The sequence below is a fragment of the Desulfosporosinus fructosivorans genome, from assembly GCF_004766045.1.
In the GTDB taxonomy this organism is placed as follows: Bacteria; Bacillota; Desulfitobacteriia; order Desulfitobacteriales; family Desulfitobacteriaceae; genus Desulfosporosinus; species Desulfosporosinus fructosivorans.
The window spans coordinates 474,299-494,918 of record NZ_SPQQ01000001.1; the positions used below are offsets into that span (position 1 = coordinate 474,299).

At 44.8% G+C, this 20,620-nt stretch carries 18 protein-coding genes; all 18 read left to right on the forward strand.

From position 1 onward, the window contains the following. Window positions 1–8: 8 nt before the first annotated feature. The 18 genes from nifK (at window position 9) to ptsP (ending at window position 20,565) form a co-directional block, all read left to right on the forward strand. Entirely contained in the window at window positions 9–1,436 is a 1,428-nt protein-coding gene (nifK, locus tag E4K67_RS02275) for a nitrogenase molybdenum-iron protein subunit beta (protein ID WP_135544776.1), read from the forward strand. 82 nt (window positions 1,437–1,518) lie between these two features. Next, window positions 1,519–2,886: a nitrogenase iron-molybdenum cofactor biosynthesis protein NifE gene (gene nifE / locus E4K67_RS02280; RefSeq protein ID WP_135544777.1), complete on the forward strand. Its 1,368-nt coding sequence runs from the start codon at window positions 1,519–1,521 to the stop codon at window positions 2,884–2,886. Next, complete coding sequence (gene nifN / locus E4K67_RS02285) at window positions 2,879–4,225, forward strand: nitrogenase iron-molybdenum cofactor biosynthesis protein NifN (protein ID WP_243454307.1); 1,347 nt, start codon at window positions 2,879–2,881, stop codon at window positions 4,223–4,225. The genes nifE and nifN overlap by 8 nt, the downstream gene beginning before the upstream one ends. A gap of 13 nt (window positions 4,226–4,238) precedes the next feature. Then, entirely contained in the window at window positions 4,239–4,610 is a 372-nt protein-coding gene (locus E4K67_RS02290; RefSeq protein ID WP_135544778.1) for a NifB/NifX family molybdenum-iron cluster-binding protein, read from the forward strand. 87 nt (window positions 4,611–4,697) lie between these two features. Continuing rightward, window positions 4,698–4,967 carry a ferredoxin family protein gene (locus E4K67_RS02295; protein WP_199242436.1) on the forward strand — a complete coding sequence of 90 codons (270 nt, stop codon included), beginning with the start codon at window positions 4,698–4,700 and terminating at the stop codon, window positions 4,965–4,967. Window positions 4,968–5,075: 108 nt separating this feature from the next. Beyond that, complete coding sequence (locus E4K67_RS02300) at window positions 5,076–5,912, forward strand: radical SAM protein (protein WP_135545156.1); 837 nt, start codon at window positions 5,076–5,078, stop codon at window positions 5,910–5,912. A gap of 25 nt (window positions 5,913–5,937) precedes the next feature. Continuing rightward, window positions 5,938–7,056, forward strand: a complete 1,119-nt coding sequence (locus tag E4K67_RS02305; protein ID WP_135544780.1) for a homocitrate synthase/isopropylmalate synthase family protein — start codon at window positions 5,938–5,940, stop codon at window positions 7,054–7,056. Window positions 7,057–7,330: 274 nt separating this feature from the next. Then, a complete protein-coding gene (locus E4K67_RS02310; RefSeq protein ID WP_135545157.1) occupies window positions 7,331–7,777 on the forward strand; it encodes a GNAT family N-acetyltransferase in 447 nt (148 codons plus the stop codon). 320 nt (window positions 7,778–8,097) lie between these two features. Next, a complete protein-coding gene (locus E4K67_RS02315; protein ID WP_243454308.1) occupies window positions 8,098–10,059 on the forward strand; it encodes an LTA synthase family protein in 1,962 nt (653 codons plus the stop codon). 915 nt (window positions 10,060–10,974) lie between these two features. Next, entirely contained in the window at window positions 10,975–11,592 is a 618-nt protein-coding gene (locus E4K67_RS02320) for a DUF2975 domain-containing protein (protein ID WP_135544781.1), read from the forward strand. Window positions 11,593–11,606: 14 nt separating this feature from the next. Next, window positions 11,607–11,849: a helix-turn-helix domain-containing protein gene (locus E4K67_RS02325; protein WP_135544782.1), complete on the forward strand. Its 243-nt coding sequence runs from the start codon at window positions 11,607–11,609 to the stop codon at window positions 11,847–11,849. A gap of 404 nt (window positions 11,850–12,253) precedes the next feature. Next, entirely contained in the window at window positions 12,254–13,663 is a 1,410-nt protein-coding gene (locus E4K67_RS02330; protein WP_135544783.1) for a PTS mannitol transporter subunit IIBC, read from the forward strand. An 11-nt stretch (window positions 13,664–13,674) separates the two neighbouring features. Next, window positions 13,675–15,732 (forward strand): BglG family transcription antiterminator, encoded by a 2,058-nt coding sequence (locus tag E4K67_RS02335; protein WP_135544784.1) that lies wholly within the window; start codon window positions 13,675–13,677, stop codon window positions 15,730–15,732. Then, entirely contained in the window at window positions 15,729–16,169 is a 441-nt protein-coding gene (locus E4K67_RS02340; protein WP_135544785.1) for a PTS mannitol transporter subunit IIA, read from the forward strand. The genes E4K67_RS02335 and E4K67_RS02340 overlap by 4 nt, the downstream gene beginning before the upstream one ends. Then, window positions 16,170–17,102 (forward strand): 1-phosphofructokinase, encoded by a 933-nt coding sequence (pfkB, locus tag E4K67_RS02345; RefSeq protein ID WP_135544786.1) that lies wholly within the window; start codon window positions 16,170–16,172, stop codon window positions 17,100–17,102. Window positions 17,103–17,301: 199 nt separating this feature from the next. Then, complete coding sequence (locus tag E4K67_RS02350) at window positions 17,302–18,561, forward strand: zinc-binding dehydrogenase (protein WP_135544787.1); 1,260 nt, start codon at window positions 17,302–17,304, stop codon at window positions 18,559–18,561. Between the two features lie 6 nt (window positions 18,562–18,567). Further along, window positions 18,568–18,837, forward strand: coding sequence for an HPr family phosphocarrier protein (locus E4K67_RS02355; protein ID WP_135544788.1), 270 nt, complete (start codon window positions 18,568–18,570; stop codon window positions 18,835–18,837). A gap of 27 nt (window positions 18,838–18,864) precedes the next feature. Next, the gene (ptsP, locus tag E4K67_RS02360) at window positions 18,865–20,565 is read left to right on the forward strand and encodes a phosphoenolpyruvate--protein phosphotransferase (RefSeq protein WP_135544789.1); all 1,701 of its coding nucleotides are present in this window, start codon (window positions 18,865–18,867) and stop codon (window positions 20,563–20,565) included. The last annotated feature ends 55 nt before the right edge of the window (window positions 20,566–20,620 follow it).

Genomic DNA, 20,620 nt, shown 5'->3' on the forward strand with positions numbered 1-20,620 from the left:
CAGAAAGGATGTTACTCATGAAATCTTGTACTAAGGCAACAACAGCTTGGCTGAATACTGAAGAATACAAAGAATTGAATTTTGCCCGTGAAAAATTGGTCATCAACCCGGCCAAAGCATGCCAACCACTTGGTGCCTTGCTTTGTGCCTTAGGGGTCGAAGGATGCTTACCGTTCACGCACGGTTCACAAGGCTGTACTGCCTATTTCCGCAGCACGTTATCTCGCCATTTCAGAGAACCTGTAGCATCCGTCTCGGATTCTATGACCGAAGATTCAGCGGTCTTTGGTGGACAGACGAATCTTATCGAAGGATTAAAAAATGCCCATGCGCTTTACAAACCAAAGGTGATTGCAGTGTATACGAGCTGTATGGCGGAAGTTATTGGAGACGATATTAAGGCTTATTTAGGAAATGCCAAGCAAGCAGACGCAATTCCTCAAGAGTTTCCAGTCGCTTTGGCTAATACTCCAAGCTTCAAGGGATCTCATATAACCGGGTACGACACGATGCTCAAAGGTCTCATCGAATGCTTAGCGACACCACGGCAGGCGGATAAAATCAACGATAGGTTGTATGTTGTGCCGGGTTTTGACACTTATACTGCCAATCTTCGGGAATATAAACGTATCCTCAAATTGATGAAGGCTCCCTTTACACTTTTACCCGACAATAGTGATGTTTTTGATGCACCAAATTTGGGAACCTACCAATTGTATCCTGGTGGAACACCCCTTACAGAAATGAATGATGCTTTAAACGCTGCACAGTATTTGTTCCTCCAAACTTTCTCATCACCGACGACTAGTAAATATCTAGCCAGTCTGGATGTTCCGGTTGAAACAATTTCAATGCCTATGGGGATCGCAGGCATGGATAAATTCGTTGAGTCCGTGGCTAAATTCACAGGCGAAGGCGTTCCAGAGGAAATAACCTTTGAACGGGGATTGGCCATCGATGCCATGACAGATTCCCATCAATATATTCATGGCAAGAAATTTGCGTTGTTTGGCGACCCGGATCTTCTGATAGGGCTTGTCACGTTCCTGCTGGAAATGGGAGGACTGCCGGTCCATATCGTTTGCACAAATTCTACCCCAACCTTTAAAAAAGCCATGGAGAGTCTACTAGCGTCGAGCCCTTACGGTCAAGAAGCTACACTCTATGCTGGCAAAGACCTTTGGCATCTTAGGTCCCTTCTGGTTACAGAACCTGTTGATATGTTACTCGGTGACTCTCATGGTAAGTGGGCTGCACGAGACGCTAATATTCCTCTTGTCAGAATTGGTTTCCCTATCACGGATCGGGTGAATATCCACCGCTCTCCTATCATTGGGTATTCCGGAGTGATTAACCTAATTACTATGATCGTCAATACGTTTTTGGACGAAGTCGACAGGAACTCTACAGAGGCACACTTTGAAATGATGCGATAAGAGGTCAGGGGACACACCTCCTCAAAGAGAAGTAATGATAAGTGGCTCAGAGGAATGTCCCCACCAGAAGGAGGGTTGCTTCATGTTCACCAATCTCACCAAGTTAGATCTTAAAGATAAAAAATGCATGTCAGATGCTGGTTCGCCTAAATTATGCATGAAGGCCCTGCCCGGTGAAGGCGCAGAGAGAAGTTGCGCCTATGACGGAGCACGAGTTGTGCTAATGCCCATTACGGATGTTGCTCACCTTGTTCATGGACCGATTGCTTGTGCTGGAAACTCTTGGGATAACCGAGGAGCTCGCTCCTCAGGTTCCCAGCTTTTCCGACGAGGGCTGACCACGGACATTATGGAAAATGATGTCATCTACGGCGGAGAGCAAAAGCTGAAAGAATCAATCCTAGAAATCGCCCTCCGACATAATCCTAAAGCCATCTTTGTCTACGCAACCTGTGTCTCCTCCTTAATCGGAGATGACATCGACAAGATTTGTAAAGAAGCGGAAGCTGTGCTGACCATTCCAGTGATTGCCGTGAATTGCCCAGGCTTTTTGGGGGACAAAAATATTGGAAACCGTATTGCAGGCGAAGTATTATTCGATCGGGTTATAGGCTCAGGGGAGGGTTCTGACGAGAAAATTCCTCTTTCCATTAACCTAATCGGGGAGTATAACATCGCCGGAGATATTTGGGGAATCTTACCCGATTTGAAAAACTTAGGAATCACACTGCAAACCGCTATTACCGGGGATGCCAAATTCGACGACTTGCGTTCAGCTCACCGAGCGAGCCTCAATGTGCTAATTTGTTCTAAAAGTTTGACCAATCTAGTCAGGAAGATGGAAATTCGCTATGGAATTCCCTTTATGGAAGGGTCATTTTACGGGATTCATGACACCTCTGAAACGCTGATCAATATTGCCAAAGCACTTAAGGATCCTGACTTGCTGGAGAGAACCCTTGTCTATGTTCAAAAGAGGGAGGACGAAACTCGAAAGACCATTGCAGGGTATAAAAAGCTACTGGAGAATAAACAGGCCATTTTGTTTACGGGGGGGGTTAAAACCTGGTCTATGGTGTCTACCTTGGCGGAATTAGGAATTAATATTTTAGCTGGAGGAACGCAAAACTCCACCCCAGAAGATTTTCAGCGCATGAAAGAACTGATGGATCCCTCAGCCCAAATTATTGAGGATACAAGTTCAGCGGGCTTTTTAAAGATTATTGCGGAGAAAAAACCGGACCTCATCGTTGCCGGAGGCAAGACAAAATATTTGGCCCATAAAACGAGAACCCCTTTTCTGGATATTAATCACGGTCGCAAACTACCCTATGCTGGCTATGAGGGAATGGTTACGTTTGCAGAGACTTTAACGCGCACAGTGCTGAGTCCTATTTGGGGGCTTTTGAAACAAGAATTCCCGCCGAAGGAGGGTGAACAAGATGGCTGATAAGGCTAATACAATGATTACGACAAATACGAGACATTATCAAGGAAATCCGCAGAAAAACAGCCCAGCTCTTGGGGCGACTCTAGCCTACCTCGGCGTCAATGGACTTTTAGCCTTACTCCATGGTTCTCAGGGGTGTTCTTCGTTCATTCGCTTACAGCTCTCAAGGCACTATAAGGAACCGATTCCCCTTAATTCAACGGCCCTATTAGAAGACTCAGTCATTTTTGGGGGCTGGGAACATCTTAAAAAAGGGATTGCCGTGGCAGCCGATAAATATAAGCCACAAATTATTGGCGTGATGAGTACTGGGTTAACCGAAACTTTTGGCGACGACATGGTTAGTGCACTCGCCAGTCTACGCCAAGAAAGACCCGATTTAGACGATATGCCTGTGGTACTGGCTAGTACGCCGGATTATATCGGTTCGATGCAAGAAGGTTATCAGCGGACGGTAGAGGCTCTGCTTACGACCTTGGCTGGGCATTCTAGCCAGACGAAGGAACCGTCAGTTTCGGGCACTGCCTCGAACTCTAACTCTAACGAAGATCCTGCGCTGTATGTTGCTCTATTGCCGGGGTGTCATTTAACTCCGGGCGACGTCGATGAACTAAAAGAAATCGTTATGGAATTTGGATTTAGGCCGATTACAGTTCCGGATCTTTCAATTTCTCTGGATGGGCACGCTGAACTGGAAGCCGCCCCGGTGGTTCAGGGAGGAACTTTACTGGAGGATTTTCAGCGTTTGGCAAAATGCAGTGCCTGTTTATCCTTTGGTCTGAGTATGGAGAAAGCGGGAGAAATCCTGAAGGAAGCGTATGGAATTCCCTGTTATAACTTTCCGTCATTAACTGGCCTGAAGGCCACCGATGCGTTCATCTTAACGCTTGCGAAAATATCGGGTAAGGCTGTACCGGAGAAATTGCTCCGGCAAAGAAGCCGATTGCTGGATACGTTGGCCGATTATCATGATCAACTTGGTGGTCAAAAGATCGCAATCGCTTTAGAAATGGACCTTCTGTATAGTTTAGCTTCTTGTCTGGTTGAGGTAGGCTCGGAGATTTCTGTGGCTTTGGCGGCATCCCAAGGGGGCATCCACAAGTTATCCCTACCGATCCCAATCGAAGTGGGAGACCTCGAAACACTCGAGGAACGAGCGGCCCATAGTAATCTAATCATCGCCAATTCAAACGGTCGCCAGGCTGCAGGGTTGCTTAAAATCCCTCATTTACGAGCAGGATTGCCTGTCTTTGACCGTGTCGGTTATCCGCAAAAACGTTGGATTGGGTATGAAGGCACTCAACAATTTCTGTTTGACATGTTAAATTCACTAAGTTAGGGAGGGTACAGGTATGCTTATAGCCTTTGCCAGCGGCGATGGATTAACCATTGACTCGCATTTTGCCTCCGCTCCTAAGTTTGAAATGTATAAGTTTACAGGAGAGAAGCTGGGCATTATCCATACAACTCTTGTTGCTGAAGACATGGCAGAATCCGAAGATAGAGTTAATGCACGGATCAATATGCTCAAACTCTGTGCCATTGTCTATTGCACTCAGATAGGCGGTCCTGCGGCAGCACGTTTAGTGCAATGTGGTATTCATCCGTTGAAAGTGCCAGAAGGGACGTTGATCGTTGACGAGCTTAACAGAATGAACAAATTGTTGCTTTCCAAGAAACTTCCACCTTGGTTAAAAAAGAAAGTGGATGCGGTAGAAGCATAAAGCCTTCATTACAAGAGAGGAAGGCTAAGAACGAATATTAAGAGGAAATGAGAAATGATCTTAGGACTGAGGAGGGAGGGACAAATAGTGAGTGAAGTGCTAATTTACAAAACCTTTGGCGGATTACCCTGGACTCCAAAGTTTGTGGAAGCGATCGATACCGCGGTGTGTCTTGGATGTGGGCGATGTGTAAAATTATGTGTTCAAAAATGCTTAGGTCTGGAAAGCTTCGAGGATGATGAAGGGACAGAGCGACACGTAGCAACAATTGCGAATAAAGAACAATGCATCGGTTGCCAGGCTTGTGGCAGCATCTGTATACGCCACTGCCATACGTTCAAGGAACAATTAGCTTAACGCTTGTGAGGCGTGAAGGTCGAGTTTCTGTATAGCCGCTTTAGCAGCATAAATCAAAGTAGAGCTTGGAAGTAGATAACAAATAACAAAACGACTGGAGGGATTATGATGCATAAAGAATGTACTCAAGGTAATATGAATACCCCAAACCTGAATCTTGGCCATCCCTGCTTCTCAACTAAAGGGCATGGGAAAACCGGTCGAATCCACTTAGCCGTAGCTCCCGGGTGCAATATTTCTTGTAATTATTGCGTGCGTAAATTCGATTGTGCTAATGAATCCCGTCCGGGTGTAACTAGTAGGGTTCAGAACCCAGTAGAAGCGCTTGAAACTGTCAGGCAAGCCAAAGCCTCCGCTATTGGACCCCAACTTATCGTCGTAGGAATTGCAGGACCAGGAGAACCTTTGGCAAACAAAGCAACGTATGAAACCCTTAGAGCGGTAAAAAGAGAATTTCCGGAGATGACTCTTTGTTTAAGTACCAATGGACTTCTCTTGCCAGAAAAGATCGATGAGTTGGTTGAGATTGGGGTGTCTCACGTTACAGTGACGATTAATACTTTAGACGAGCAAGTGGGTGCCAAAATCTACAGTTACGTTCATTGGGAAGGCAAAACTTTAATCGGGCCTGATGCCTCAAGGGTGCTAATTAGCAAGCAATTAGAAGGACTTTCCTTGGCTTCTAAGGCTGGAATGACCATAAAAATTAACACAGTGCTTATGCCGGGTATCAACGATCACCTTTTATATAGCTTAGGTTTAGAGATCAAAAAAAGAGGTGCGAACATTCACAATATCATGCCCGTCATTCCCCAAGGAAAACTGGCTCATATTGCGGCACCGACTCCTGAATTAATATCAGATCGCCGGGAAATTTGTGGTGAAATCCTTCCTCAGATGAAGCATTGTCAACAATGTCGGGCAGATGCGATTGGCTTGCTCTGATGAATAGAAAGGGAGCTAATTAAAGATGGAGCAAAGGATTTTGTTATGTGATACTACCTTAAGGGATGGTGAGCAAGCACCTGGTGTAGCATTCGGTTTGCCGGAAAAAGAAATGATCGCCAGGGCCTTATCGGATGCAGGGATCGATGAACTGGAAGTGGGCGTGCCCGCTATGGGTGATGGAGAAATCAAAACCATTTCCCAATTAGTGACCCTTCAGTTACCAGTTCGTCTGATCACTTGGAATCGCGCTGTTTTGTCAGATCTTCAAGCGAGCTATAAGACGGGGGTCGAGGGTGTCGCCATTTCCATTCCCACCTCGGATCAACAAATCAAGAACAAATTGAGAAAAGATCGGGCTTGGGTACTTGATCAAATGGGACAATGTGTCCTTAATGCCAAAAAAGAAGTGGGTTATGTTGTTCTCGGTCTGGAAGATGCCAGTAGAGCGGATTTTACATTTCTGGCAGAGATACTAGCAGAGGCCCAGAAGTTAGGGGTTGACCGGGTCCGGTTTGCGGATACTGTGGGAATTCTTGAACCTCTTAAAATTTTCTTTACTCTGCAGGAATTAGTGAAAATCTCTAGAGTCCCGTTAGAGTTTCATGCGCATAATGACTTAGGAATGGCGACGGCCAATTCCCTGGCTGCTGTTCAAGCGGGTTTTAAAGCTGTAAGTGTAACGGTCGGAGGACTGGGTGAGAGGGCTGGCAATGCTTCCCTCGAAGAAGTTGCTGTGGCGCTGAAATATACTCTTCAGGAGAAGGTTCAACTTGACCTGAAACGTTTAAATTCAATCGGTTTAACGGTAAGCTTGGCATCAAATCGTAAAATTCCTCGGGCCAAACCAATTATTGGGGAAGACGTCTTCACCCATACATCCTCTATTCACATCGACGGTATACAAAAAGATTTTGCGAACTACCAAACCTATCCACCTGAAAGCGTAGGAAGGGGGCACTCAACTTCCATTGGCAAATACTCTGGTCGTAAGACTATTTTGCGGTTATTGAAAGCAAAAGGGATTGATCTGGATCAAGAAACGATTGATGAACTCTTAATCAAAATATTACAGCAAACTCATAAGCTCAAAAGGCCCTTAGAAGAAGACGATATCATGGGGATTGTGGTTAGCGCATGCTAGAACAAAAAAAGAGAAAAGCCAAAAACCTTCTTTTAATAGGGCACGATGCAACGTGATCTTACTAAAAGGAGGTTTTTGGCTTTATAGGGCGCGATTATCGTGCAACGAAATGACCAATACGGCGGTGTAGGACACGATTCTTCGTGCCCCAACGAAATGATATGTACTGTGTGGGCTGTTTGGGCTGTTTGGGCACGATGCATCGTGCTTAACGTCTTAAAATGCATTCTGGAAATCTAGAATATTAGGGGGCAGGATAGTGAAGGATCAGGTAATGAACCATGTTATTAGAAGAGCTAGATACTCGGATATCAGTGGCATGATTAGACTGTTAAGAATCTTGTTTTCCATTGAAACGGATTTTTCTTTCGAGGAGGGAACCCAACAGAGTGGTTTGGAAATGATGCTCGATGATGTCACCACACGGTGCATTTTGGTAGCAGAACAGAAGCAACAGATCGTAGGAATGTGCACAGCGCAGATTCTGGTTTCCACTGCCGAGGGTGGAATAGTTGCCTTAGTGGAAGATCTGGTTGTCGAAGACACCTGTAGAGGTGAAGGTATAGGGCGAGATCTGCTAGTGGCCATTGAAGGGTGGGCGATTGCACGAGGGGTTAAGCGTCTACAGTTATTAGCTGATCAAAAAAACACCCCGGCATTGGAGTTCTACAAAAAGATGGATTGGAAGTCTACCCAGTTAATAAGTTTACAAAAGAAATAGACTACTCTCGTAGATGTTGAGTGACAACAACTACCTCAGAGGCCCTTGGGAAATGGTTTTTTGCAACGTGTGCACTCATTAGGTGATTTGTTATCTTGAGGTAGAAGAACCATAATCGTGCCTTATTAAAGGGACTCAAGTTAATGTTGGACTTAGATGAGGATAGCAGTTCAGTCTTTAATATTATAATGCGTAATAGCTTTACAACTAAAAACCTTCTGCGAGCCCATCAGCTTGCAAGAAGGTTTTTGTCGTTTTATACGATATTGAGCACCTTTTTTTGATTGATTGTGCTATAATTCTGAAGGTAGCCAAGCAAAGTGAATAGGCATTTATTATTAAAGCTTGGGGCAAGGCTTGTTTTCAAAAAATCTAATGTAAAGGAATTGAGTGTATTGTACCAAGTAGAAAAAACGACAATCAACACGCAAGAGGGTTACCCTGCGCTTTCAAGGCAATCTCTGCAAGCGACTTTGCGTCGTATTCTACTCCAGGAAAAGCTGTTTCACTATACTTGGATTGCGTTACTGCTCAAATCAATATTCTTTCTAGGCTTAGTAAATAATGATGGGGTTCACTTTAACTCATCTAAAGCGTTTGAAATGTTTACCAATCAGCCATTTGCTTTAATCTATATTTCTTTTGAAATTGCCTTTCTTAGCGTTGCTTTTTTGTTCAAAGGTAAGCTTCATTATTGGGCGTTGGTGATCATTAATATTCTGTTATCATTTTCAATGCTCGTGGACTTGATGAATTTTAGGGCATTTGGTAATTTCCTTTCTGTTTATACGCTATCTCAAACGTCTAATCTAGACAATCTGTTTGGGAGTATTATTTCTATGTTGCGAACGGTCGATCTAGTGTTTTGGTTCGATATAATTTTGCTAATGATAGCTGGATATAAATTAGCGCCACGTTTTAAAGCCGTTAGGCGCAGTTTCCCAATTTTCTTAATGTTGATGCTTGTTTCGTCTAGTTATATCTTTGTTAATTATCTTGTGGTCGACGTCTTTGGTAAAAACGATCAGAAATTCTTGTTTAGGTGCTCATGGTCACAGAACCAAACCATGTCAAACCTTTCACCTCTCGGTTACCATCTCTTTGATACTTATAAGTATTGGGAAGATAGTAAGCCGTTTGCGTTAAGCGCTGAGGAGAAAAAACATGTAGAGGCTTGGTTTTCAGCTAAAATAGAGAACCTCCCAGAGAACAGCTATTCAAGCAAGTTTCAAGGAAAAAACCTAATAGTTTTACAAGTAGAATCCCTTGAAAAATTTGTGATTGGGAAGAGTGTTAATGGCCAGGAGATTACGCCTAACTTAAATAGACTGTTGAATAATAGTCTGTATTTCCCTAATTTCTATGAGCAAGTGTGGAATGGTACAAGTTCAGATTCTGACTTAATGACTAACACTTCGGTATATCCTGTGCGTCAGGGGTCTACTTTCTTCCGATTCCCCGGTAATACCTACAATTCACTACCTAAAATTTTGGAAAGCCATGGTTATGGTACGTTAGCTATTCATCCCGATAAGGGGGGGTACTGGAACTGGCGTCAAGCGCTCACGGCCATCGGATTTCAAAGAACGATTGACGAAGGTTATTTTCAAATGGACGAACGAATTGGCTTTGGACTTAGTGACGGGACTTACCTTAGGCAGGTTGGGCCGGTGCTCAAGGCGGAAAAACAGCCTTTCTATTCGTTTCTTGTCACACTTACCAGTCATTCGCCATTTGATTTACCGGTTCAATACCGCAAATTGAAATTAGACCCTGTTTTAGATGAATCTAAGTTGGGTGGGTATTTTCAGAGCATAAATTACACGGATCAGCAAATTGGGGCGTTTATCGATAAATTGGATAAGGACGGGTTACTTGATAATACAGTTATTGCACTGTACGGCGATCACACTGGGGTGCATAAGTTTTATGATGACGAGATAAAGCAACTGAAGAACCCGGAAAGTTGGTGGCTTGAGGGGCACAACCAAATACCACTTATTATTTTTTCTAAGGGGATGACTGGCGAGGAAATAAAGACGACTGGTGGGCACATTGATATTCTACCCACGTTGGCCTCTCTAATGGGGATAGATCGTAAAGAATATGAGGGCACAGCAATGGGCCGAAATCTCCTGAATACTAATCGGGATTTTGTCGTTTTATCAGATGGACAAACAGTAGGGACCTTTCCTAGTGATAAAGCTCGAGCAGAGGCTATGCTTGGGGTGGGAATTGCCGATGAAATTATTCGAAGTGATTACTTCCGAACGAAAAAATAGGGGGACTTGTGTGACACAGCGCTCGGTGCTTACGACGCGGAGAGGGCCTTGTGAGACACAGCGCTCGATCCTACGACGCAGAGCAAACTAACCGTTCAAGCTCCTGTCTCTGGGGAGCGGGGTTCCCGGCAAATTCGCCATCCTTGGCTCAGTTGCCGGCTTCGCACGTCCTGTGCTCAGCCCCGTGTCTGGGGTCGGGAGCTTGAACGGAAGTTTGCTGGTCTGCTTACGTAAAGACGTCGCGCTGTGTCACACTGCGTCCCGGGCTGGGTAACGGAGGGAACTTGTGAGACACAGCGCTCGATCCTACGACGCAGAGCAAACTAACCGTTCAAGCTCCTGTCTCTGGGGAGCGGGGTTCCCGCCAAATGCGCCGTCCTTGGCGCAATGGCGGCAGCTCACATCCTTGTTCGCTGCCCCGTATTTGGGGTAGGGAGCTTGAACGGAAGTTTGCTGGTCTGCTTACGTAAAGACGTCGCGCTGTGTCACACGGCGTCCCGGGGCTGGGTAACGGAGGATGGACGGGGGACGAAGAGCGAAAAGGCATCTTAGGGACGGCACATTTTATGTGCACCGTTTTGATTTTACTTGGGAAATCCCATGCAAAGTTTTGGAAGTACGAGGAGGTGCATTCATGTGCATCGTCTTTTTTTGGTGAAAGAAGATTGCCCTTCTTGCGAAGGCAATGTCACAATGCTTTTGGTTCACTATTTTAGTGAGCTTTTTTTATGATCAAAAAACATAACTTAAGAAGAAGGCTTTTTATACAAGTTATCTCTCAAATAATTTTGATTTATCTGAATTATTAAACATTTTTTTGGTTACATAATTATATATTAATGATTATCGTTAATATATTATTGATTTACGAATATAACTGCTATATAATTGAATTAAATTTGAGGAGGAGATATTATGAATCAAGACCAAGCCAATATAAGGACCATAAAAAAGAGAGCAGGTATTATTCAGAAAGTGGTACAATTCATTTTTATTATTGGTGTAATACTTCTAATTGCTACTTTAATAGTTGCTGCTGTATTGTTTTTTGCTTCACCTGACAAATTTAATGCAGTTCAAGGAAGCATGGACTGGTCTATACACTATACCCTAAATAATGGCTCTACCTTCTTTATTGATGTTCCTTATAAAATCATACAACTCTCTGATAGTAGGTTTAGTGCTAAATATGCGGCTATCGCCTCCTTGCTTTCAATTTCTATTAGCATATCTTTTATTATGTATGGAATAATGCAGGTATCAAATATTTTCAAGTCTACTGCTCATGATATAACCCCATTCATTATGGATAATGTGAAAAGTCTTGAAAATATTGCTTATACAGTAATCATCTATTCGGTTACGGTAAACTTTCTAACAAACCTTTTATTCTTAGTTTTTGTAACCAAAATGTATATATCTTTTTCCAGTTTTCATTTAAGTGGAGTATTAACTGGAATGCTTATTTTTTTTATGGCTGATATTTTTAAATATGGAGTTTTTCTTCAAAAAGAATTCGACACGACATTATAAGGATGTGCTAATCAGTGGCTATTATCATAAGATTAGATAGAATTCTAGTCGAGAAAAAAATAAAACTTATTGAATTAGCTGAAACAATTGGGATTTCTAATGTAAATCTTTCAAACTTAAAAACAGGTAAAGTAAGGGCTATTAGATTTTCAACACTTGATGCAATTTGTACAGCCCTTAACTGCCAGCCAGGTGATATATTAGAACATGTTTGCACAAATGACTCTGAAGAGGATAAAGAAGAGATAGAAAAATAATTCTGGCAGGTTCTGTATCAACCTCCATTTGGCAAGGAGTTGGGATTGCTTTTTAAGACGTTATTGCGTATTTCCACTTCTAAATATGTGGCAGTTTCTCTGCCATTTACATGCCAATTACTTAAAAAAACACATAAAGACATTAAGCAGTGTGCTAATTGGCAATACAATTGGCACACTGTTTAATGTCTCTCTTGAATTTACTCCTTTGAAGAGAAGTGGGTCGGGTCATAGCGTACCCCTCATTATCATACAGAAAATCAACAGTGAACTTTAAATGAGCCATTAACAAAAAAGAGTTGTCAAAATTGTCAGTAAAAAGTGGTGTCAGGATTGGTTTTCTTTAAATTGTAAAACTAAGAGGACAGGAATAATATGAAATTAAGAAAGAAGGAGGTATGCATATGTCGGCAAATCTGAATCCACTTCCTCTTGCCGGAGGCGGCACAACAAAAGCCAAGATCCAGAAGTTCGGAGGTTTCATGGCGGGGATGGTCATCCCTAACATCGGTGCGATTCTTGCTTGGGGCTTGATCACCATGTTTGTTATTCCCACTGGCTGGAAGCCCAATGCTTATTTGGCCAAATTGGTCGGGCCGATGATTACCTATCTAATCCCACTTCTGATCGGTTATGCGGGCGGTAGTCTGGTCTACAAACAACGGGGTGGAGTTGTCGGTGCCATTGCTACAGCGGGAGTTATCGTGGGAGCCTCAATTCCTATGATGTTGGGTGGCATGATCATGGGGCCCCTCGGCGGTTGGGTGATCAAGAAATTTGACCAGCTGACCGAAGATAAAGTACCCACAGGCTTTGAAATGTTAGTCAGTAACTTTTCTTCTGGAATTTTAGGCGCTCTGCTGGCAATCCTCGCCTATACTGTTATCGAACCCGTAGTACAAGGGTTTTCGAACATGTTGGGAAGTTTAGCCGTGTCAGTCACCAATGCTGGGCTCTTGCCTTTAATCGCTATCTTTATTGAACCCGGTAAGATATTATTTTTAAATAACGCTATTAATCACGGTGTTCTCACCCCCTTAGGAATTCAGCAAGTTGCTGAAACAGGCAAGTCCATTTTCTTCCTTCTCGAATCAAATCCTGGGCCTGGCCTAGGAATCTTGCTTGCTTTCTGGGTATATGGCAAAGGAATGGTCAAGCAATCGGCTCCAGGTGCTATTATCATTCAGTTCTTGGGCGGAATTCATGAAGTCTATTTCCCTTATATTCTGATGAAGCCATCCCTTCTCTTGGCTGTGATCGGAGGAGGAATTACAGCGGATTTTACTTTTGTTTTAACCAAGGCCGGTTTGGTAGCATCTCCTTCTCCGGGCAGTATCTTTGCCGAAATGGCTATGGCTCCTAAAGGTGGATTTCTGTCGGTTATGTTAGGTATCTTGGTTGGTGCTGTGGTTTCTTTTTTGATCGCCTCCGTTATTCTGAAACGGGATAAAACAATCGTAGACACTGAAGATCTTGCTGGGGCCCAACAAAAGATTTCTCAAATGAAGGCTGAGAGCAAAGGCCAAAAATCAAATCAAATGCCTAAACTGATCATCTTTGCTTGTGAAGCTGGTATGGGGTCGTCAGCAATGGGAGAATCTATCCTCAAAAAGATCCTCAAGGATGCGGGTTTGAACATCGAAGTGCGCCATTCTGCTGTCAACGAAATTCCTACAAACGTTGATGTCGTTTTTACTCAGGAAGGTTTGGCAGGGCGGGCGGCCCAAGTCGTTCCTAAAGCGGAAATTGTAACCATTAAGAACTTCTTAGACAAATCAACCTATGAAGCGTATGCCAACAGCTTGAAGAAATAAGGTTGTGAGGTATGAGTAATGTGGAGCAATTAACGGTTCGGCAAAAGTTCATCATGAACAACCTCATGGAGAAAGGTCCCCTGACTATTCGGGGCCTTTCTCAACAGATCGATGTCAGTGAGCGGACCATTCTGCGAGAGACATCTGCCTTGAATGACTGGCTCAAGCAACACAAGGTTCGCATCTCAGAAAGCGGCGGGTTGCTTCATATTGATGGGGTAGAACGGGATTTGGCCAAGGCAAGGGAATCCCTGAAAGAAATTCCTCATCTCTGGATGCTAAACCAGGAGCAACGTCAGGTTCTGATTACCGCCCAACTCTTGCTGGCGGATGAGCCCATTAAATCGGCTTACTTCAGCCATCAATTTAATGTTGTCGAAGGGACTATTGGCTTTTATCTGGACAAAATTAATAATTGGTTGCAAGAAAAGAATCTTACTATGGTTCGCAAAAGAGGGTATGGTCTGGAGATTAAAGGGTCTGACTGGCATAAACGCAATGCCTTTGTAGATCTCATTTATAGTTACCAACCTCTTAGCGAATTGCTGACGTTTCTATATGATGACAGCAAGGATTATTTACTAATGGCCTTTTTCAAGGTGACTTTTGGGGAAAAGTTAACGGCTTTGACCAAACAACTGATTGAAGAGATCTATGCGAATATTCCCCAAATCAATGACATTGGGTATTTCAGTGCGTATATGCATTTATTGCTGGTCATCAAGCGCACGGAGAGCGAGGTTCCCATCGAAATGCCCGCCCAACTCGTGCAGGAAATCCTCTCCTCTGAGGAGTATGGCTTTATGACAGGGGTTCAGGAAATTTTGCATAAGCATCAAATTAATCTGTCAGATGGTGAACTCGCTTATTTGGCCTTGCACTTGAACGGTGGTAAAAACCTATTTCAGGCTGACAATGAGGCTAAGGGACTTGACTTTGAACTCGAAGACTTGATTCGGGAAGTGGTCTATCTCACTGGAAAAAGACTCAACTTGAAGATTATTTGTGATGAGGACCTGATTAACGGCTTGATCCAGCATATTAACCCAGCGCTCTATCGCTTGTCGATGGGTCTGGAAGTCAGAAATCCAATTATTAAGGAGATCCGGCATTATTATGAACACCTCTTTGGCGTGGTAGCCTATGCCTGCCGGCATGTTTTCTCCAAGTACAACTTAGTGATACCGACCAATGAGGTTGGCTATATAACCATGCACATCGGAGCAGCCCTTGAGCGCCAACAAAGGCAAGAGAAAGAACTCAGTTTGCTGATTATTTGTCCGAATGGGATTAGTACCGCCAAAATGCTACAGCATAAAATAAGCAAGGAATTTCCGGATCTTAAAACAATTGAAACGTGTTCTTTGCGTCATATGCAGGACAAAATCAAAAACGACTATGCTATGGTGGTGTCAACAGTCAAATTAGATAGTAAAATTGAGCCGGCGCCAACCATGATATCTCCGTTTTTACTGAAAGCAGACATCGAGAAAATTGAGACGATGATCAACCAGTTACGGAAAGACAGAGTACTTGAGAAAAAAACGACACCCTTGCCGGTAAGTGAACCGGATGAAGTGGGCTTAGATTTTGACGTAGCCAATACAATGCTCAAAAATTTTCACCTTAAAAATTTATTAGCCCAAACATACCCCGAAACCATTACGGAAATTGTGGATGAAATACACGCTTTAGACTTGATTTCTGACAAGAAGAGCATCCGACGTCTCATTGCCAAACGCGAAGAGAAAGGGAATGTTATTATCCCGGGTCAGCATATTGCACTCATTCACTTTCGTACGGAAGAGATTTCTGTACCGTTTGTGGGAGTATTCCGACTACCGGAATATATCGAAACTAAAGGGGTTGGGTATATCCTCGAAAGAGTGGACACTTTCCTCGTGATGATAGCTCGCAAGAATGAACGCAATTACATTCTCGAACTGCTGGGGAAAATTAGTGTTGCTTTGCTGGAAGAAGATTCCTTGACCGAGGCTTTACGTTTCGGAGATCTGAAAGATATACGCAACGAGCTTGTAGAGATACTAAATAAGGAGGAAGAGCAGTGAATTTAGAAATATTTAATGAAAACAATATTGAACTTAATGTCGCTCGCGAAGCTAAAAATGCTGCCATCCAAAGAGCGGGCGCACTCCTCCAAAAGAATGGGTATGTCCAAGCAGAATATATAGAAGGTATGGAAAAACGCGAACAGAGCATGACGACCTATGTCGGAAATGGCGTGGCAATTCCGCATGGTTTACCAGAATATATACCGTTTATTCTCAAGTCTGGGCTTGTCCTGCTCCAATATCCTGAAGGGGTCGATTTCGGAGGAGGTAATATAGCCTATGTATTAATCGGGATTGCGGGCAAGAATGATGAACACCTCGAGCTTCTTTCCACCATTGCCTTGGTTTGTCAGGATGAAGAGAATGTGACTCGACTAAAACTGGCCACCAGTAAGCAAGAAGTCCTGGGAATTCTTGCCAGCGGTGATGAATAGATGATTAAAACTGTGACGTTAAATGCGGCAATCGATAAAACGGTTGAAGTCCAAGATTTTCGAGTAGGGGCTGTCAACCGGATAACTAAGCTACAATTAGATGCGGGTGGAAAAGGCATCAATGTCTCCAAGGTCATTCACGCTTTGAACGGGAAAAGTATCGCTGTGGGGGTCTTGGCGGGACGTAACGGGGAATATATCCGAGCAGAAATCGAGCGCAGGGGTATAGTCCACGATTTCCTCTTTGTTGATGGGGAGACCCGTATCAATTTAAAAGTTGTTGATCCTCTGAATTCAACCTTTACGGACATCAATGAAGCGGGGACTCTGGTTACGGATCAGGAGCTAGTGCAACTGGAAGGAAAGATCTTCAAGGAGCTTGGTTCGGACTCAAGCTTAGTCTTGTCCGGTAGTATCCCAAGTTCAGTGCCGGTCACGATTTATCGGCACTGGATAGAAAAGGCCAAGGGGCTGGGCGTGAAAACGTTTCTGGACGCCGACGGTGAATTACTTCGCGAAGGACTCAAAGCTAAACCTTATCTCGCTAAGCCTAATCTTCATGAATTAGAACGCCTGGTGGACCACGAGCTTTCTCGCCTCGAAGATGTGGCGGTTGCTGCCAGAAATCTGCTGAAACAAGGGCTGGAAGTGGTCGTGGTTTCGCTGGGTGCCGAGGGTGCGCTTTTTGCTTATCAAGATAAGGTCATTCATGCCGAGGGATTGTCGATCGAGGTCAAAAGTACGGTAGGAGCGGGGGATGCCATGATGGCGGCTTTAACCCTTGTGCCAGCAGGGGAGGATTATTTGGAGAGGGCCGTGCGCTGGTCACTGGCCACGAGCGCAGCCCAAGTCGCCACCACGGGGAGCCAGCCGCCAGAGTTCAGCCAGGTGTTATCCTACCTTGATCAAGTGCGTTATCGGGTTCTTGCTTAATTGGGTAATTAAATTTTTCTCAAGGGGACTTGTTTAATTTAAGTAGAACATCGAGACTTGCCCCCTATCAAAAAGAAACTTTGCTGCAAGGGGAGTCACCCTACCTACGCTGAGTACCGTGTAACATTCCAAATTTTAGAAATAGATGTATCACTCTATGAAACAAATAATTTATAAAGATACTTGGGAGGTAATGAACATGAAAACCAAAGCAGTGCGTTTATATAAAGAAAATGACCTTCGCTTGGAAGAGTTTGAACTGCCGGAAATCACGGATGAAGAAATTTTGGTCGAGGTTATTTCAGACAGTGTCTGCATGTCCACCTATAAGACCGTCATTTTAGGCAAGAAGCATAAGAGGGTACCCCAAGATGTGGATGTCCATCCGATTATTATTGGGCATGAGTTTTCCGGAAACATTGTGCAAGTTGGAGCAAAATTGAAAGATCAGTTCAAGGAAGGAAACAAGTTTGCCCTGCAGCCGGCCTTGAATTATAAGGGCAGCATGTGGTCTCCTGGCTATTCCTATCAATATTTTGGCGGGGATGCCACCTATAATGTGATCCCTCGGGAAGTTATGGAATTGGGCTGTTTCCTCAATTATCAAGGGGAAACCTATTATGAAGCTTCTTTGGCGGAGCCAATGTCCTGCATTATCGGTGCTTTTCACGCTAGTTATCATACGAGTATGGGGAGCTATGAGCATCGCATGGGCATCGTGGAAGGGGGTAAAATGGCCCTATTGGCGGCGGCTGGACCGATGGGCTTAGGGGCGATTGATTATGCCCTCCATTCGGACCGTCGACCTGCTCTGCTCGTGGTCACTGATGTTGATGCTGAGAAAATTGCTCGAGCGGATATGATTTTTACCGCAGAGGAAGCTAAGGAATGCGGAGTGGAACTGGTCTTTGTCAACACACAAGGGATCGAGGATGTTCCGGCTCATCTGCGAGCGTTAACTGGAAACACGGGTTTTGATGATGTCTTCGTCTTTACGCCTATTAAACAAGTGGCTGAACAAGGAGACAAGATTCTAGGCCGCGACGGTTGTCTTAACTTTTTTGCCGGTCCCACAGATCCCAGCTTTGGAGCGGAAATGAATTTGTATAATGTCCACTATGGCTCGACCCATGTCATGGGAACAACCGGTGGTAATACCTCGGATCTACTCGAATCCCTGAAACTGACCGAAGAGAAAATAATTAACCCTGCGGTGATGGTCACGCATATTGGTGGGTTGGATGCGGTAGCCGAGACGGTTTTGAATCTCCCTCATATTCCTGGCGGGAAAAAACTGATCTACACTCATATTGCGATGGAGCTAACAGCAATCGATGAATTTGCTGAGAAGGGTCTCACTCAACCGCATTTTGCGCGCTTGGCAGAAATTGTCCAAAGAAATAAGGGGTTATGGTGTGCCGAGGCAGAAAGTTATCTACTCAAGGATTGGGAGGTATAAGCTGCTATGATTACGCGAGAACTAACCATTAATAACAAATCTGGGCTCCATGCCCGTCCTGCGTCTTTGTGGGTTCAGGCTGCCAGTCGCTTTCAAAGTAAAATTAAAATCAAGCGGGGGGACTCGGTGGTCGACGGCAAAAGCATCTTAGGAATTCTCTCCTTGGGCTTAGCTGCGGGCAGTGTTTTTGAACTTCTAGCCGAGGGAGACGATGAAGCGGAAGCGGTATCAGCTCTGGAAAAATTAATGCTCGATTTGGAAAACCAAGATAGCTAGGTAAGCCACGGCGGAATGGAGGTTTGTATGGAAGAGAGGATTTGGCGGGGACTTGGAGTCTCAGCTGGGCGGGCGGCTGGTAAGACTTGGTACCTGAGAGGATTTGAAGCGGATGTTCAAGTGGAAAACCGGCAAGACATTTCTGTTGAGGAGGAGATGGCTCGTTTACAGCAAGCGGTTGTTCTCACTGAACAGAACCTAACACGCTTGGAAGCCCAGGTGAAAGAGGAACAGGGAGAGGAACTAGCCCAAATCTTTGGGGCACACAAACTCTTGCTGAGTGATCCTGCTTTTATCGGGGAAGCCCAACAGCGTTTGCAAAAGGGGCACTTAATTGCTGAGAGTGCCCTGCAGGAAGTGGCGGGCGAAGCAGTACAGATGTTGCGCAGTCTAGAAGATCCCTATTTTCAAGAGCGCGCTGTGGATGTGCAGGATGTCTTGGGGCAATTGCTTCAGAATCTTCAAGACTCCCAGGGCAGTAGCTCTGATTTGTTTCCGGAAGACGGCCAATATGTGGTTTTGGCTGATGAATTGACTCCTGCTCAAACGATTGCTTTGCCGAAGGAGCGAGTCTTGGGCTTTGTAGTACGCAAGGGGGGTAAAACTTCGCATGCTGCGATTTTGGCTCGTACCTATGGAATTCCGGCCTTGGCCGGAGTTGCAGACGGCTGGGAGGAATTGAAGCTTCAGTTATGGGTGGAGATGGACGGGGAAGAAGGTTGGATCCGACGATCTCCCGAAGGGCAAACAACGTCTGCCGCTAGAGATTTTCTGGAGGAAGAAAGCCTTTTGGATAGTGGACTTCTTAAAGGCATGGTTTTGGCAGCTAATGTCGGGAGTCCGGGCGATTTAGCGCTTGTGCAGAAGTTCAAAGCTCAAGGGGTCGGGTTGTATCGCACCGAATTTCTATTTATGGGTGAAAAACTCCCTGCTGAGGAGGAACAAATGGCAGCCTACCAGCAGGTGATCTCTGCCTGTGCGCCCCACCTGACCGTGATCAGAACCTTAGACATCGGTGGGGATAAAAAAGCGCCTGCTTTGCAACTTCCTGAGGAGAAAAATCCCTTTTTGGGAGTTAGGGCACTGCGCCTCACCTTGCGACGTCCGGAGCTCTTCCGTCAACAGCTACGGGCTATCTGGCGCGCTGCGGCTTCTGGGCCAACGGCGGTTATGTTTCCGATGATAGCAACTATGGAAGAACTCTTTCAGGCCAAGGAAATGCTTAGGGTGTCCCGTGATGAGGTTATCCAAGCAGGCTATCCGGTTGGAGAACTCCAGGTCGGGATGATGATCGAGATTCCATCAGCTGCTTGGATGGCTGATAAGTTCGCTGCTGAAGTGGATTTTTTCTCGATCGGGACCAATGATTTGACTCAATATATGCTCGCTGTGGACCGGGAAAATAATGACCTGTCTGACCTCTATCAGCCGAATCATCCGGCTGTCTTGGGCATGATCGCCCGAGTCAGTGAGGCTGGTCTCCGAGCTGGGATCTGGACGGGAGTGTGTGGCGAGGCTGGTGGAGATGCGCTGTTAGCACCTTTCTTTGCAGCCGTTGGCATTAAAGAACTCAGTATGGCAGCCGGGTCCCTGCCTAAAGTGCGGCGCGTCTTGGCGAACTTGGAGTTGTCGACTGAAGAAAAAAGAAGCTTGGTAGATGCTGTCTTGGCATGTGCTACTGCCTCAGAGGTTAAAGACGTGCTACAAAGGTTTTCGTCTAAGTCATAGTGAACTCGTTCAACTAGAGTTGAACCTCGAAAGTAGCTCGGCGATGCTCTATCCT